The 13,760-nt window shown below is 52.8% G+C and carries 10 protein-coding genes; 4 read left to right on the forward strand and 6 right to left on the reverse strand.

The window, feature by feature from the left end:
* The 4 genes from L6D80_RS27820 to L6D80_RS27835 form a co-directional block, all read left to right on the forward strand.
* Positions 1–213: hypothetical protein (locus tag L6D80_RS27820; protein ID WP_236183086.1), on the forward strand; the 213-nt coding region annotated here is incomplete at its 5' end.
* Complete coding sequence (locus L6D80_RS27825; protein ID WP_176516860.1) at positions 191–2,272, forward strand: integrase; 2,082 nt, start codon at positions 191–193, stop codon at positions 2,270–2,272. The genes L6D80_RS27820 and L6D80_RS27825, both read left to right, overlap by 23 nt.
* A gap of 7 nt (positions 2,273–2,279) precedes the next feature.
* A complete protein-coding gene (locus tag L6D80_RS27830) occupies positions 2,280–2,885 on the forward strand; it encodes a hypothetical protein (RefSeq protein WP_176516862.1) in 606 nt (201 codons plus the stop codon).
* A 98-nt stretch (positions 2,886–2,983) separates the two neighbouring features.
* Entirely contained in the window at positions 2,984–4,303 is a 1,320-nt protein-coding gene (locus L6D80_RS27835) for a tyrosine-type recombinase/integrase (RefSeq protein ID WP_236183087.1), read from the forward strand.
* A 57-nt stretch (positions 4,304–4,360) separates the two neighbouring features.
* Here L6D80_RS27835 and hrpB read toward each other — a convergent pair whose 3' ends face one another.
* From hrpB to pglZ, 6 genes are all read right to left on the reverse strand, one after another.
* Positions 4,361–6,883 (reverse strand): ATP-dependent helicase HrpB, encoded by a 2,523-nt coding sequence (hrpB, locus tag L6D80_RS27840; protein WP_176516864.1) that lies wholly within the window; start codon positions 6,881–6,883, stop codon positions 4,361–4,363.
* Positions 6,884–7,042: 159 nt separating this feature from the next.
* A complete protein-coding gene (locus L6D80_RS27845) occupies positions 7,043–7,627 on the reverse strand; it encodes a DUF6088 family protein (RefSeq protein WP_176516867.1) in 585 nt (194 codons plus the stop codon).
* Between the two features lie 104 nt (positions 7,628–7,731).
* Complete coding sequence (locus L6D80_RS27850; protein ID WP_019395877.1) at positions 7,732–8,022, reverse strand: helix-turn-helix domain-containing protein; 291 nt, start codon at positions 8,020–8,022, stop codon at positions 7,732–7,734.
* A gap of 595 nt (positions 8,023–8,617) precedes the next feature.
* On the reverse strand, positions 8,618–8,926 hold the full coding sequence (locus tag L6D80_RS27855) for a hypothetical protein (RefSeq protein ID WP_176516904.1): 309 nt from the start codon (positions 8,924–8,926) through the stop codon (positions 8,618–8,620).
* Positions 8,927–9,077: 151 nt separating this feature from the next.
* Positions 9,078–11,117 (reverse strand): protease Lon-related BREX system protein BrxL, encoded by a 2,040-nt coding sequence (gene brxL / locus L6D80_RS27860; protein ID WP_176516869.1) that lies wholly within the window; start codon positions 11,115–11,117, stop codon positions 9,078–9,080.
* Between the two features lie 14 nt (positions 11,118–11,131).
* Positions 11,132–13,759 carry a BREX-1 system phosphatase PglZ type A gene (gene pglZ, locus L6D80_RS27865; protein ID WP_176516872.1) on the reverse strand — a complete coding sequence of 876 codons (2,628 nt, stop codon included), beginning with the start codon at positions 13,757–13,759 and terminating at the stop codon, positions 11,132–11,134.
* Between the last annotated feature and the right edge of the window lies 1 nt (position 13,760).

Below are 13,760 nucleotides of genomic sequence, written 5' to 3' on the forward strand. Positions count from 1 at the left end.
CTCCTTGCGGGTTTGCTTGCGCTTGCCAGCGTACTCGGCGTCGGCGAAGGTCATCTGCTTCATCGGGAAACTCGGTGGGTGGGGTCGCGGTATTTTGCCAAATCAGAAAGTCTTTTTCAGAGTTTCCTTAAGCAACATCTCTCCGATGCACTTTCGCACTGCAACCCTAAAAAAATGGAGTCACTCATTTATGGAAATGCCGCACGAGCTTAATTTTTTGAACCCTTTCTTTGTGGATTCCAAGTGCAAGCTACAAAGAGCAGACTGGCTTAAGAGTAGCTTTCACGACAACGTATGGCACTACAACTTCGACTATAAGCGCGACAAAACACTCAACTGGAGCGTAGATCTTGATGACGGAAGTATTCTTACAGACAGAAAGAATAACGATCTGCTTGCTGGCCTAAAATACATGCTCACCTCAGCTACAGAGAAGGTTGCTGGTGGCGGCGCAGATTCCAACTCAATTAAATCTCAAGCAATCAATTTTGCAAGAGCAGTACATGTAATTGATTATTTGCTTCTGCATTCGGCCGAGTATGAGTTTTCCACTTATGGGCTGGCTGGACTTTCCTCGAACAACCTTAAGTCAATATTAACCACGCTCACCTATCACCCGGACACATCTGAGTCAGTGTATGGGTGGCGCAAACGGATGTCATCCTACTGTTTGGAACTTCTTGAATCCACAGATCAAAACCTGATCAGTAAAACTTTAGATGCCATACCAGAAATGCAGATAGTGACCCCAGACCAAGAGGACGAAAATGAACTGGATGTAGAACTTTACCTAATTCCAAATATCCGCGCAGCTCTTTATCTTAAAGGCTATTACAGGAAAGGGAACCAAAGGTGGAACTCACCCAACTCAGCCATGCTATCAGAGGTGATATATAAAAAAACACTCAAGGGAAAATCAGAAACAAAATCAGTTATAAACATTTTAACTTATTACAAGTCCGCCTCCGACTTCAGACGTGAGTACCCACCTGTCCGAGTAACGACGGGAGAAAGGAAAACTATTACACCGACTGCCTTTAATGGATATAAAGCATCTATTTATAGCATGGGAAGACTGCATGAGCTTGGAATCCCTGCCCCGCCAGTAAGCGATTTAATAGAGGTCTTAAAATTCCAGGCTAATCTATCGAGCCCAGGCAGTTTTAGGACGCTTCCATCTGCCGTGGTGTTTGGTGCATTTAAAGACTCCGTAGAGTTCCACCTTAAGCATGGCAAGACAATTGTGAACGGCTTTTGCAAACTCATACTTTACTGCAAGATCCACAAGATTAAAGTTGGAGAACTATCCGACAAAGAACTTCAACATGTAGTAGGCCCGGAGCTTGCAGCCTTGGGCGTGAGACAATTTGGACTCTCATTCCGCAATGAAGATTCATTACTTGGGCGAATCAGAATAGAAAGCAAGGAGAGTTATTTTAATAAACTTCGCACCAACTGCGCCGTACTTGAGCTCATCGGAGTTTACATTGGAGCCGTACAATTAGTTGTCGGTGCTATTACTGCACGTCGAGTTGGCGAGCTACTAGATTTGCATTGCACAAATTGCTTGGACTCCACTGAGCAATGGTTGAATTTTTACAACCGCAAAAGCACCTACCGTCTTTATGGACTCAGAAACCTGGAAGCACGACCAATTGAGCCTATAGCTGTCCAGATGATTAAAAACCTGATCCGAATGCAAAAAATTCTTGTTCGTCTGGGTTACATTGAAGAGATGTGTCACTTGTTTGCAACACCTTCAATTCGCGGTGACGTTGGGTTTTCTCAGCCCACCTCTTATAGCTACAACCGTAACCTGGATTTTCTTTGCGACTACATCCAAACCCCAATTAACAATAAGGGTGAACGTTACTATATTCGCCAGCACCAGCTACGTCGTTTTTTTGCAATGCTGTTCTTTCACTCCGCCAGCTTCGGTGGTTTAGAGACCCTGCAATGGATGCTTGGCCATACTGATATTGAGCACCTGTGGAACTACATAACCGAGACCTTGGACGGAACGATTCTGCGCGGGGCTAAAGCTCAATTTGTTGCCGAGAGTCTTCATCAGGGAGGGACTGAAAGTTACGCCCAGCTCGCTCACCTACTTCGAGCGCGCTATGGTACCGACGACTTTGCGCTAGTCGACACTGAAGAGCTTGAAGAACATATCCTGGATCTTATCCAGGAAGGTGAGGTTTGCATTGAGCCAGAGTTTTTCGTCGATAACGCCGGGAAGCATATGCGCGTTATCGTAAAAATTAAAGATTGAGTTAACCATGAAGACTGACGCACGGGTATTAAATAGCAGAAGCGCTGTAAGCGCCCTGCGAGACTTTCTAAGGCAGGTTGCTGCAAGACCTCATATATTCGCTGAAAATGTAGAACTAATCTCGGCACTTAAAAGCCAGGCCGGGATCGCCGCATTGGAAGTCGAATTCGAAGACGATGAAGGTATCAAGCAGACGAAGGCTGTCAGTTTAAATACACTTAAGACGTACGCCAACGAACTATTTGAACGCGGATTTGAAGAGATAAATTATCTTCGATTATCTGCCAAAGACAGCATCGACACTTTCAATAATAGAGGTCAAAAAAGCAACAAACGTACGAAAAGCGGTCTAACGAAGCGTGTAGATGAGATGGAGCGCGACCTTGAGCAACATCAAAAGATAAACTTCATATTACTACAGGGTTTATCGTACGCTATAGGCGAGTTGAAAATTATCAGGGATACGCCTAGCGAGAAGCTTCGCAAGAAGCGTGTGCAAGATGCTTTAACGACGCTGACGATGATTGCCTCTATGAACCCGCCACCTTTCGATTATTTTCCGCCAATTGAGCATGATCGAAAAGTCACCAAAATCGACAAGTACCGTAAATGAGTACGTCATCTATAAAGCAGCTTTTCAGGCCAGTCAGCGACCTAAAGCTCTTTGACCATCACGCCTTGGGCTCTCTTGTTACGAAAGATGGATCAAACATGCCATTTATTGTATGGCCTGACGGACGACCTTGCTTGCTTGCGAACCTTTATATGCTGGCCTTGCGAGACAGACCAGGGAGAGGCGGTCAATCCGGGCTATCCAGAAAAGGCAGCAAAGGCGGCACAATGGGGGACTATGCGGCGAAAATCAGCCAGCTCATACGTTACTGTTTCCGCCATGATATAGATTTCATCGAGTTGACTGACAATGGATTTAGCAGCTTCATCAGCTCAATTCGAACAGAAGCGCTTAGGCCTGGCTCCACACATAAGAGGAAGTCAGAGACTACGGTATTGAACGTTGGCCGGGTTTGCTTGGACTTTTTGAGCCACGTTGGCCATTTCTACGGCGACAATGCCTTTGTTTCGCCTAACGGCAGAATTCGCACGATTCATAAGACAGCCACAATCAAAACCCGCTCAGGAAAAGTTATAAAAAGGGACTATGTCCACCATCACTCGCTTTCACTATCCGGCGGACGTCCACGCACGCGTGATCCGATTACGGCGCAGAACATTGACCGTTTAAGGGAGGCCATCAACAGCCTCGGTAAAACAAGACATCTGCAGATGCGCCGCCACGTCATGATTTCCCTGCTGGAGCATACAGGTGCTCGGCGTAGTGAAATCGCAAACATTTTAGTCAGCGACGTCTTGGCTGCGCTAGCAATGGAGTTTCCGATGTTGCGTCTTGAGACTCTTAAGCGAGGGGTGGGTGTAGAGCGTATGATTCCCATCACGAAGATGCTGCTGAACGAGTTGAAAAAGTACATAGACTTTCCTCGAAAGAGGCTCATCAGCAAATTCAGAAAATCCAATGATCATGGCTTCCTGTTTGTCTCCGACCAGAATGGCTCCAGGCTTAACGCTGACTCGATTTCAAATGAAGTTTTCGTACTGAAGAATCATGCTGGGATCAAAGAGCCAATTTGTGCACACATGTTCCGTCACGCGTTCATAACTAACTTGTTTGTTTTGCTCATCCACAGGCATGAACTTGAAAGCGTAGATGACTTCAGGCGTGCATTACTCGACAGCAAAAAATTCGTTGCAGAGGTGATGCAGTGGACTGGCCACCAGAGTCCTGATTCTGTAGAGCGCTACATTCACCTAGCCTTCGAGAAGGTATCGAACTACCAAACCACGGTTTCCTCGGTTTACATGATCAAGGCGATTGAAGTCTTTGACCAAAGCCAAGAGAAACTTCTGAACGACTTACAAGCAGGAATGCCTGTTGCCGAGTACGCAACAGAGCTTGAAAAGCTCAAGAAGTTGCGTAATGAAGATTTTGAAATTGCCAAGGCACGCGCCACGTAAACTCGGTCGCTTCTTATCTCGATCTCTAGGTTTTTCTTGGCTTCGCTCGGGCGGCAGTCATTGCTTTCTAGGCTTACTCCTAGCGGTTGGCTCTGCCTCCATAGGGTTATCAGGCCACCAGTGCTTGGGGTATCGACCCTTTAGATCTTTCTTTACTTCAATGTAGGTATTGGCCCAAAAGCTGGCGAGATCTTGAGTAACCTGTACGGGTCTGCGAGCTGGAGAAAGTAGATGCAGTAGCACCCCCTGTCGGCCCCCTGCTACACGAGGAGTGTCAGCCATGCCAAACAGCTCCTGTAGCCTAACGGCAAGCACGGGAGGATGTTCTGAGTAATCAATGGCAATGCGCGAGCCAGATGGCACCTGCAGCGCTTTGGGGGCTAGTTCATCGAGGCGTGCAGGTAACGGCCAAGGCAGCAACCCAAGGAGGATGCTGGAGAGATCCAAGTTATCGAAATGACTGAGTCGGCTAACTTTGCCCAGGTATGGCCCCAGCCACACTTCAAGTGAGCTCAGGAGTGCGCTATCTGACAGATCAGGCCACTCACTTTCACCCTTTTGCTCGAGATCCAGATCACGAAGAAGAGACACTCGTGCCTGCCACTGACGAAGTTCCGGTGTCCACGGTAGCAGCGCCATGCCCTTGCGACGTACGAGCCCGACCAATGCCTGAGAACGAGCCTCTTCATCAAGCCTAGGAATGGCAGCTCGACTCAATACCAACTCGCCCACACGCTGCTGACGCTCGGCTTTCAATACACCCTCGCGTTCGTCCCACTCGAGTTCATCACGCTGGCTTACCTGCTCGGCAAGCAGAGTGTCGAATAGCTGGGGATCAAGTGCTGCGGCAATGTAGATGCGCTCCTCTCTCTGACCTTGTCTGCTCCCAAGGTCTGCAATGACTAGCCAAGGCTCTTTCATCAGTGCGTCAGGCTCGCCAAACTGTGCGGCACGACCATTTGCCAATCGGTATTCGGCTCCACCATCGCGTCGCTGACGTGCCACTCGATCTGGATAAGCGAAGGCCAGGAGCCCCCCTTGCCACCGTGGATGATCAGGGTCTGCCACAGGTTCAGATACCGGACCGCGTAGGTATCCCCTGAACTGCCTCGCTAGCTTACGGGCTCGTTGAACAGCCCCTCGACTGGCGCGTGAGGACGCTTCATTACCCAATACGCTAAGACGATCATGAAGGTCAGCGCCGTTACCGCGGAGGATATCTTTTTCTCCAAGCAGCGCCGCTATGTTACAGGCGAGGTTACCGAGCCCGAATGCCTGGCCACGGAGTAACAGATGCGCGATTCGAGGATGTGCAGGTAACTCAGCCATCGCTTGGCCATGGGCAGTAATAACACCACGCTCATCTAATGCTCCTAGCCGGGTGAGTAGATCACGAGCTTGCGCATAAGCTGCTACAGGAGGCGAATCTAACCAAGCCAAATCGTCAGGCTGCACACCCCATCGTGCTAGCTGCAGCGCGAGTCCAGATAGATCTGCCTGCAAAATTTCGGCAGCGTCGTATGCTGCAAGCTGGTCATGTTGCGATTCCGACCAGAGTCGATAGCAAACACCTGGTTCTAGGCGTCCTGCGCGGCCAGCACGTTGCGTAGCTGCCGCTCGAGAAACACGTTGCGTATCCAGGCGAGTCATACCACTGACAGGGTCAAAACGCGGCACGCGTGCTAGTCCAGCGTCCACTACGACGCGAACGCCGTCGATGGTTAAGCTCGTTTCGGCTATGTTGGTGGCAAGCACTACTTTGCGTTTGCCTTGTGGCGCGGGTTCGATAGCTGCTCGCTGGGACGACAGGTCAAGTTCGCCATGGAGCGGACAAAGCATAATGTTATCTTGGTCCTTCAGTTGAGTTTTCAACTGCTCGTTAACCCGGCGTATTTCAGCCTGACCGGGAAGGAACACAAGGATGCTCCCGCTTTGTTCAGATAGGGCCTGCAGACAGACCTGAATCACGCGCTGCTCGACGAACTCACCGAATTGATGAGGTCTCCCCCAATACGTGGTGACCGGAAACATACGGCCGTCACTCTTCACAATTGGAGCGTCGTTCAGGAGCTTAGAAAGACGATTCCCCTCAAGCGTTGCAGACATCAGAAGGATCTTAAGTGGTTGGCTTTCGTCCCTAAGAAGCTCACGGCCGTTTAGACAAAGTGCCAAGGCTAAATCTGCGTCAAGCGTACGAAGATGGTATTCATCGAAGATGACAATCCCAACGCCGTCGAGGGCGGGGTCCTCTTGTAAACGACGGGACAGGATGCCCTCGGTGACGACTTCAACTCGGGTTTTCGGACCGACTTTGCTTTCCAAGCGAATCCGGTACCCGATGGTTTCACCTACTCTCTCACCCAATTCGCTAGCTAGACGCTCAGCCGCAGCTCGAGCAGCAAGACGCCTCGGCTCGAGCATCAAGATGGTTTGGGTTCCAAGCCATGTCTCATTCAATAGCGCGAGGGGAACTCGGGTTGTCTTACCCGCTCCTGGAGGAGCTTCAAGAACAGCTTCATTTCGCTCTGCCAATGCTGAGCGAAGGGCAGGCAGAGCAACGTCGATAGAGAGAAAGCTCATACTAATTCTACAGTGCACAAGGAGGACTGACAGAGATGATCACGCATATCAGAGCGAATGGCTCCTCTCTTGTGAAATGCTGGGGGGGGCTGATTGAATCGCCACATCACCACCATCGAGGCCAAAGTGATCCAGTACGCAAGACGCATCCACGTACGCTCACACAAGGCTCAATGACGATCGCATCCATCTCGGCATCTTGCAGGCCCTTAGCTTCATCAGCTCTTCGCCGCTCAGCGCACTAACAATCTTGGCAACCACATTAGCGGACAGCCCTTCTTTCCCGATGTAGTAGAGAGCAGTAAGCGCCACACCTACCGTCGTGCCGGCGTGCTGCAAGCGGTCCTTGGATACGTGACGGAGGCGAACCACCGCATTGCCAACCTTGATCTCGCGAGTAGATCCGCTGGTGTAAAAGGTCGGCAACACCTGCATCTGTGTGCTGAGGCCCAACCGCCGAACAGCCTCCGCGCCGTGTATCTGGATCGTCTCGCCGTTCGCCTTCGTGATGACCTCCATGACAGCCAGCGGACTCGGGCGCACCACCCTACCGGTGTACTTGCTCGTTTTAGGGCGCATGTAGACACCGCGAGCCACTCGCTCCAGCGTGCCTGATTGCACCAGTCTAGAAAGCGCTTTATTAATCGACGCACGGGAACCAACCTGCGCGAACACCGCGCCGACAAAGGGCCTCCCCTTTGGCATGTGCTTGACTCGATTCAAAATTGCTTGCGCGACGGACATATGACCCCCAATTTTCCATCAGCGCCAACAACACAGAGGGACAGCAAGGTCAACACTCACTGTGCGGTCACGGAACCGCCTCCTCACACAGCCCCGCTGAGCAATCAGTCAGGTTCGACTAGATCTCTCAATTCCTCACCAACCTTCTCCAAGAGCTGCTCAAAACTTTCAGGAGCTTCGGATCCAAGCAAGTAGGTCAGGGCCAAGAGGGTGACCGGATGAATGTCGAGCACCGTGCAGAGGCTATCGAGCTTTTCGAGAGTCGGGCTCGTTGCCCCGCGCTCCAGCATGCTTACGAAGGTACGACTGCTAACGAGTGAGAAATCTTCCTGTGTCAGCCCCCTACGCTGTCGCACGAACCTCAACGCCTTCCCGAACGAATCCCGGACTTCCATTTTGCTGCTCCGCAAAATGGGACGATGAAGCGCGATTGAACAATATATGACTACAAAATATATTGTTCATCAATCAAGCAAAATTCTCATTAGGAAATTGCCTCGTGTTCAAAACCAGTCGGAATGCGGAACTGCTTCCTGGGCTCTCAACAGCGCCAGATGGCGTGCAGTTCTGGTCATATGTCGAGCTAGAGATGACCTGGCCCTGGTTCTACTTGCAGATCGTTGAGGACGATGGAAACCAGGCCTTTCGAAGCATGCTAATGGTTCCCTCGGTTCCATTGCTGGAACAGGTCATAGCTGCGCAGACTGAGCACGCCTGGCTGGAGCAGGCGTATCTTGTGAGTCCTGGGCATACGAACGAGGTTGGTCGCTGGTTGATGGAGCCGTTACTGGAGGTTCTTTCAATTCGTGATGCACAAGGTAGCGAGCTTGGGCACCAGTACCGAGTGGAGGGAGATCGCACGTACTCAACCTCAGCGAGTCAGTCTCTCGGCAGTCGAATTAGTAACCACGTGATCTTCTCTGCTGCATCACATCTGCGAGGCTAACGCCCCATATCCTGCCCGTATCCATAGTCCCATCTGAACCGAGCTCAGTTGTCTTTCCAGAACTCGCTCCGCTGCACAAGGCCGAACTCATCGTCAGCCCTATCGGGATTCTCATCGAACATGGTGTTGACCATGCGCTCGCGGCGGAGACCACTCAGCGCGCGGAAAAAGCAGGCCTCACAGAGATGCACCTCATAACGCTCGCCATCATGCTTGGAGCCATACCCCCAATGAGCCTGAAGGGTTCCAAACTGGAAACCATGACCTTCAACGTGAGTACTCTGACAACACACATCACAGGTAATGTCTGCGACCGTTTCACTCGGCAAAACAACAATATGCTTCACGAGCAGCACCTCCAGCGGCGACAAAGCCCTTGCCTAGCGGCCGTTTCAATTTACCTGCAGACCGTCATCACCACTGATCCCAGGAGAGGCGGCCCCTGTACGCCATAGCCTTGATAGCAGCCTCATCGTTACTTGGTACAAATCTGAAGCTCGAAGCTCAATCCACACCTAAAGCCTTGATCACCGCATCGACGGGATCCGCGTAAAAACTCGTCTGGAACTTGGTAAACAGTTCTGGGGGAATTGTTGGCAGATCCACCGCGCTGCTCATAGGCAACGCGACCCGCTTGCCGCCTGCATCGAAAGCCACCTGCAGACACTCCGCGATACTTTCCACTGGAGTGATGTTGCCACCCAGACTCATATCGCCAAGTACAACCATCTGCCCCTGGGCAGGACGCCCCAGCAAGCCTGAGGCGAAAGCCACCAAGCTAGCGAGCGCCATGTGGGTCAGCGGACCAGTGTTTTGCAATTCCACCACATGCAGGTGGAAATCATGTTCTAGAACCCTGGCCGAGGCACTGATGCGCGAAGCATTTGCCTTGAAGTAGTCAAAGGCAATCTTCACCTGCTCCTTGGCAATGCTGGAATTCCAGAGACCAGAGGTGGCGAGCTTTCCAGAGCCTTTGGTGACCTGTAGCTCAAGGCGGTACAGCCCTGGCATACCTTTTCCGCTCAAGCCGATAGTGTGAATGAAACCAGGCTTGCTCTGGCCTTCAGGGATCAGCGTCCCGCCCCCCTGCTCCTTTACCGTTACGAAGTGCTCCTCCAGCGTGTCATTGTCGATGTAGCTGAAGTGGACATCGTAAAACTCCATGCCACCGATTTTCTTCAGCTGCTCCTTGACCCGACGGCGGACCTGCAAGGCGTACTCCAGGCACTGCCGCACGTCTTCCTTGGTGAACTGGTCATGGGGATAAAGCAGCTTGAGTAGCCCGGAAACGGTCTTGCGTACCGCGATCACGTCGCGCTGGTTGAGATTGTTGCCAAGCTTGAAGAACTTATCGATGGCATCGGCGAAGCTGCGCTTGCGCATTTCGCGGAAAAACTCTGCCAGGTAGTCGACGATCAGGCCGTACCTATTGGTGAAGTACTCCGGGCGCATCTTGGGAATCTCCCAGCCAGGGATGTAGGCATGGAAGCGGTCGAAGAAGGCCGAGTCGATCATCTGCTCCGGGAAGGGAGCCAGCAGATGGCTAGTCTTTACCAGAGACTCTACGCTCTGGTTGATGTTGCCAACGAAAACCATCGAGGCCGAGGCCTCCATCTGCTCACGCCCCCGGCCAAAGGATCCGGAGGCCATGAAGTCCTTCATGATCTGGACGCCATCCTTGTCCTTGAAGTTGATACCAGCCACTTCGTCGAAGGCAACAACATCCCACAGACCGACCAAGCCGATGCGCCGGCTGCTCATGTTGTAGAACAGGTTAGCCACCGTAGTCTGCCCACCGGACACCAGCATGCTGTTGGGCGAACACTCCTTGTAAATATGGCTCTTGCCCGTGCCACGCGGCCCCAACTCGCAGACGTTGTAGTTGTTCTCGACGAAGGGAACCATGCGAGCCAGCAAGTGCCATTGCACGGACTCATCCAAGGTCGAGGGCTCCATGCCGATGGAGCGAATCAGAGCCTCACGCCACTGCTCAGTGGTCAGTGCCGCCCGGCCTGAGAAAAGCTCCTGCATGTTCATGTTCGGCATCTGGATCGGCTTGAGCAGCGTCACTCCGAAGGGAGAGCCGTTCTGGCCCTCCTCGTGGTAGTAGCTCAAGGTGGCAATTACCCAGATCCCGCCGACCAGCAGCTTCTCGTATTCCTTGACGATGCCGGCAGAAATCTCAGCATCCTTGATGCCCAAGTTGCTGAAAGAGGCCTCGTAACGGTCCTTACGCTCATTGAGCCGCACGGTTACCCGGTCGATCACCTTGTAGGTACCGCGCTCGCGCACAAGAGATTTAACCTTCTCGGCCTCGTCAGGACGCACATAGTTTTCGGCCAGCACGGTCTTGACGTTCTTCAGGCCCTGCTCGATGACCTCGGCGTCATCCGATGCGCAATACATACCCAGCAGATATTCGAGCACATAGACGGGGACGTTAGCGCCTTCCTTGATCAGCTTGGTCAGGTCTTTGCGCACCACGCGGCCGGCAAAGTGCTCATTGAGAAGCTGGTCCAGGTCTTTGTCCTGATAGGTGTCCATTGCGTGTCATGCTCTCAAAAAAAGTCGTCGGTGAAGGCCAAATCGATGGTGACCCTGTAGCGCTCCAACTCCGTATGGAGGTCTTTGTCACGGATGACCAGGAAGTAGTCCTTCTTGCGGTCGAAGTCACTGCCGAGCAGAGACAGGCGCACCTGCTTCATGCGTTCGTTCATCGAGTCAGTGGAACAATCGAAGGTCACGACCTCCTCACTCGATATCGGCTGCTCACCCTCGTAAATGGCGACCGCCACGGTGACTGGGAGTACCTGTTCGCTTACCGACTCGGTCTGGATCAGGTCGAAGCGCTGGATATTGGTCACCATCTTCAGCACTGACTTCGGTGAAATCACCCCCACCTTGCGCTTGGTGCGCTTCTCGGCCTTCTCGCCGCGCAGCTGGTTGACCGTCAGCACCGGCACAACAATCTCCTGGGGCATGGCACCGCCATGTACAAAACGCGCACCGCCAACGAAGTGGAAGCGGTTCGCGCCTTTTGGAATCCAGAATTGGGTATCCGAGGTTGTACCTGCTGTCTGCCTGGTGGAGCCCTGCCACACATCTTTTGCTGCGGGCAAGGTGTGCCCGATGACGTAGCGTTTTTTGCTCTTGATAGTGTTCTCGGGCTTCTCAGCAAGCGATGTGCGGTCAGCGACCTCCAGCTTGCTCTGCTGGAACAGAAAACCATGGTCGGCGGTAATCAGCACCGTGCTGGTGTTGAAGTGCATGAGGATCTTGCGAGTCAGCTCAGTCAGTTCCTCAATGGCCACCTCCACATGGTGGAATGTGTCCGACTCGGACGGGCCGCCATTGTCGCTACGGTCATCGATGACGTTGTGATAGACGTAGACCAGTTGCTGATCTTTCATTGCTTCTCGGCCTTCATCTCGTGACCAGGCTTTGACCTGGTCGGCCGTCACGGCCATGCCATTGTGCTGAGCAAGGATCTTGTCGCGCTGCACTGTGCCGGCGGTGGATTGCCCATCTGCGAACACCGTATCGACGGCCCCTTCCCGATACTCCAGGGTGTTGTGTGGCAGTAGCGAGGCCATGCCCAATGTGGTGTAGCTGGGTAGCACGCCAAGCTGACTGGCGAGGTTTGCCTCGCTGTAGCGTTTTTCGTTGATGCGGTCACGCAGTTCAACCGCAGCCTCATAGCGGAAGGCGTCGCTGATGATCACCACCAGGCGCTTACTGCGGTTCTTCCCAAATTGTGGCTGCACCGAATGATCGAAGAAGTTCTGCTGGCTGGGTACTCCGGCGATCCTCCAGTGCTCCAGCCGTTGCTCGGCCTCTACCTTGTCGCCCCAGCTTCGGCCCAGTTGGTCGAGGTACCAGTAGGCGTAACATTGCTCGACGGCTTCATCGAGCTTCTTCAGCAGCTCTACATGAGCGCGCTGGGAGGCCGCAAAATAGTGGCGATAAGCCCTATCAAAGCGATACAGCTCGCTTTCATAGGCCTTGTAGATTGCTTCGGTACTGGCAAAGTGGAATCCAGCGGCATACTGCTGACGCAGGCTGAACAGATCAATCGCCGCTGACAGCGCGGAGTAGAGCAGGCGGTACTTGCGGCGGATCTCGTCGTCCTTGTGACGCGAGGCCCAGTAGTTATCCAAGCGCTCGGAAATGATCTTCGAGAATAGGCCTAGGTCGCGCGGATCCGACTCCGGAATGGCCTTACTCAGATCGACGATGATCTGCCGCTCGACGGCCTCGAAGGTGGCGACATTGGCCAGCGTTTCCAACGGAATCTCACCGATCTTCTGCCCGATATGCAGAGCCTCGGCGACCCAGCTGGATATTTCATCGTAAGCCTTGTAGTAACGCGAGCTATCCCTCCAACGCGAAAGCAGCGCCCGAGAAGTCGCCCGAGCATTGGCAGACGGGATGGCAATAGCAGACGCCCAGCTTGGGATGTCGCCGATACTTTCGCAGAAACCAGTGGCCAGCAGACGAATCAGGAAATGTCCGAAGCTGAACGGCTTTTCGCCATTGATTTCCTCAACACTGGCCGGGTAGCCAACTTCATCCCGCAGAGCCAGGAGCAACGCCGGCATCAGGCCGAATTTGTACAGCTCATCGATAACCGGGGGACTCTGCTCCAGGCCCAGGTCATCACTTACCACTGCCCCTGCCAGGGTGCAGAGCAGCGCCATGATGTCACTAGCGTTAGCCCCCAACACCACGGCTATCATCGCCAGATCCAGCGCCTGTTCAGTGTCGCTTGGCTGGATCAATCTTTTCAGGCTGGCCAAGCGATTCTTGTTGCTGAGGAAGCGATCACGAGCAGCAAGGTGCTCACGCAAACTCTGCTGTTGCAGACCCAGGTCGTTGAAGATCAGCGAGACCTTGTCCGCATAAAAACTGCGCGAGTACAGTTTGATATCCAGCAGCCAATCATCATTGGCATCCGGCTCGGCACAGGGGAAGTACAGTAGATACTTGCCCTCGGCATCCTCAAGCTCCAGCTTGAGTTTGATGCCGAAGGTGGACTCGCCCTGCATGTTCAGCACCTGAACATCGGGCAGATCGAGCTGCCCCAGCTCGCTCACAAAACTCTGCTCAGGGTCGTACCAGAAGACGATGCGGTGGTTTTCCGCGAAAAAAGCCTGCCGCAGGCCTTGGGTTAGTTGTTGCGTATCCATC

Origin of the sequence: Pseudomonas ceruminis (genome assembly GCF_021602025.1) — a bacterium.
GTDB lineage: Bacteria > Pseudomonadota > Gammaproteobacteria > Pseudomonadales > Pseudomonadaceae > Aquipseudomonas > Aquipseudomonas ceruminis.

What these genes read in the sequence shown, in the direction of transcription:
- L6D80_RS27825 (WP_176516860.1), top strand. Translation starts at nt 191, where the DNA reads ATGGAAATGCCGCACGAGCTTAATTTTTTGAACCCTTTCTTTGTGGAT.
- L6D80_RS27830 (WP_176516862.1), top strand. Translation starts at nt 2,280, where the DNA reads ATGAAGACTGACGCACGGGTATTAAATAGCAGAAGCGCTGTAAGCGCC.
- L6D80_RS27835 (WP_236183087.1), top strand. Translation starts at nt 2,984, where the DNA reads ATGCCATTTATTGTATGGCCTGACGGACGACCTTGCTTGCTTGCGAAC.
- hrpB (WP_176516864.1), bottom strand. Translation starts at nt 6,883, where the DNA reads ATGAGCTTTCTCTCTATCGACGTTGCTCTGCCTGCCCTTCGCTCAGCA.
- L6D80_RS27845 (WP_176516867.1), bottom strand. Translation starts at nt 7,627, where the DNA reads ATGTCCGTCGCGCAAGCAATTTTGAATCGAGTCAAGCACATGCCAAAG.
- L6D80_RS27850 (WP_019395877.1), bottom strand. Translation starts at nt 8,022, where the DNA reads ATGGAAGTCCGGGATTCGTTCGGGAAGGCGTTGAGGTTCGTGCGACAG.
- brxL (WP_176516869.1), bottom strand. Translation starts at nt 11,117, where the DNA reads ATGGACACCTATCAGGACAAAGACCTGGACCAGCTTCTCAATGAGCAC.
- pglZ (WP_176516872.1), bottom strand. Translation starts at nt 13,759, where the DNA reads ATGGATACGCAACAACTAACCCAAGGCCTGCGGCAGGCTTTTTTCGCG.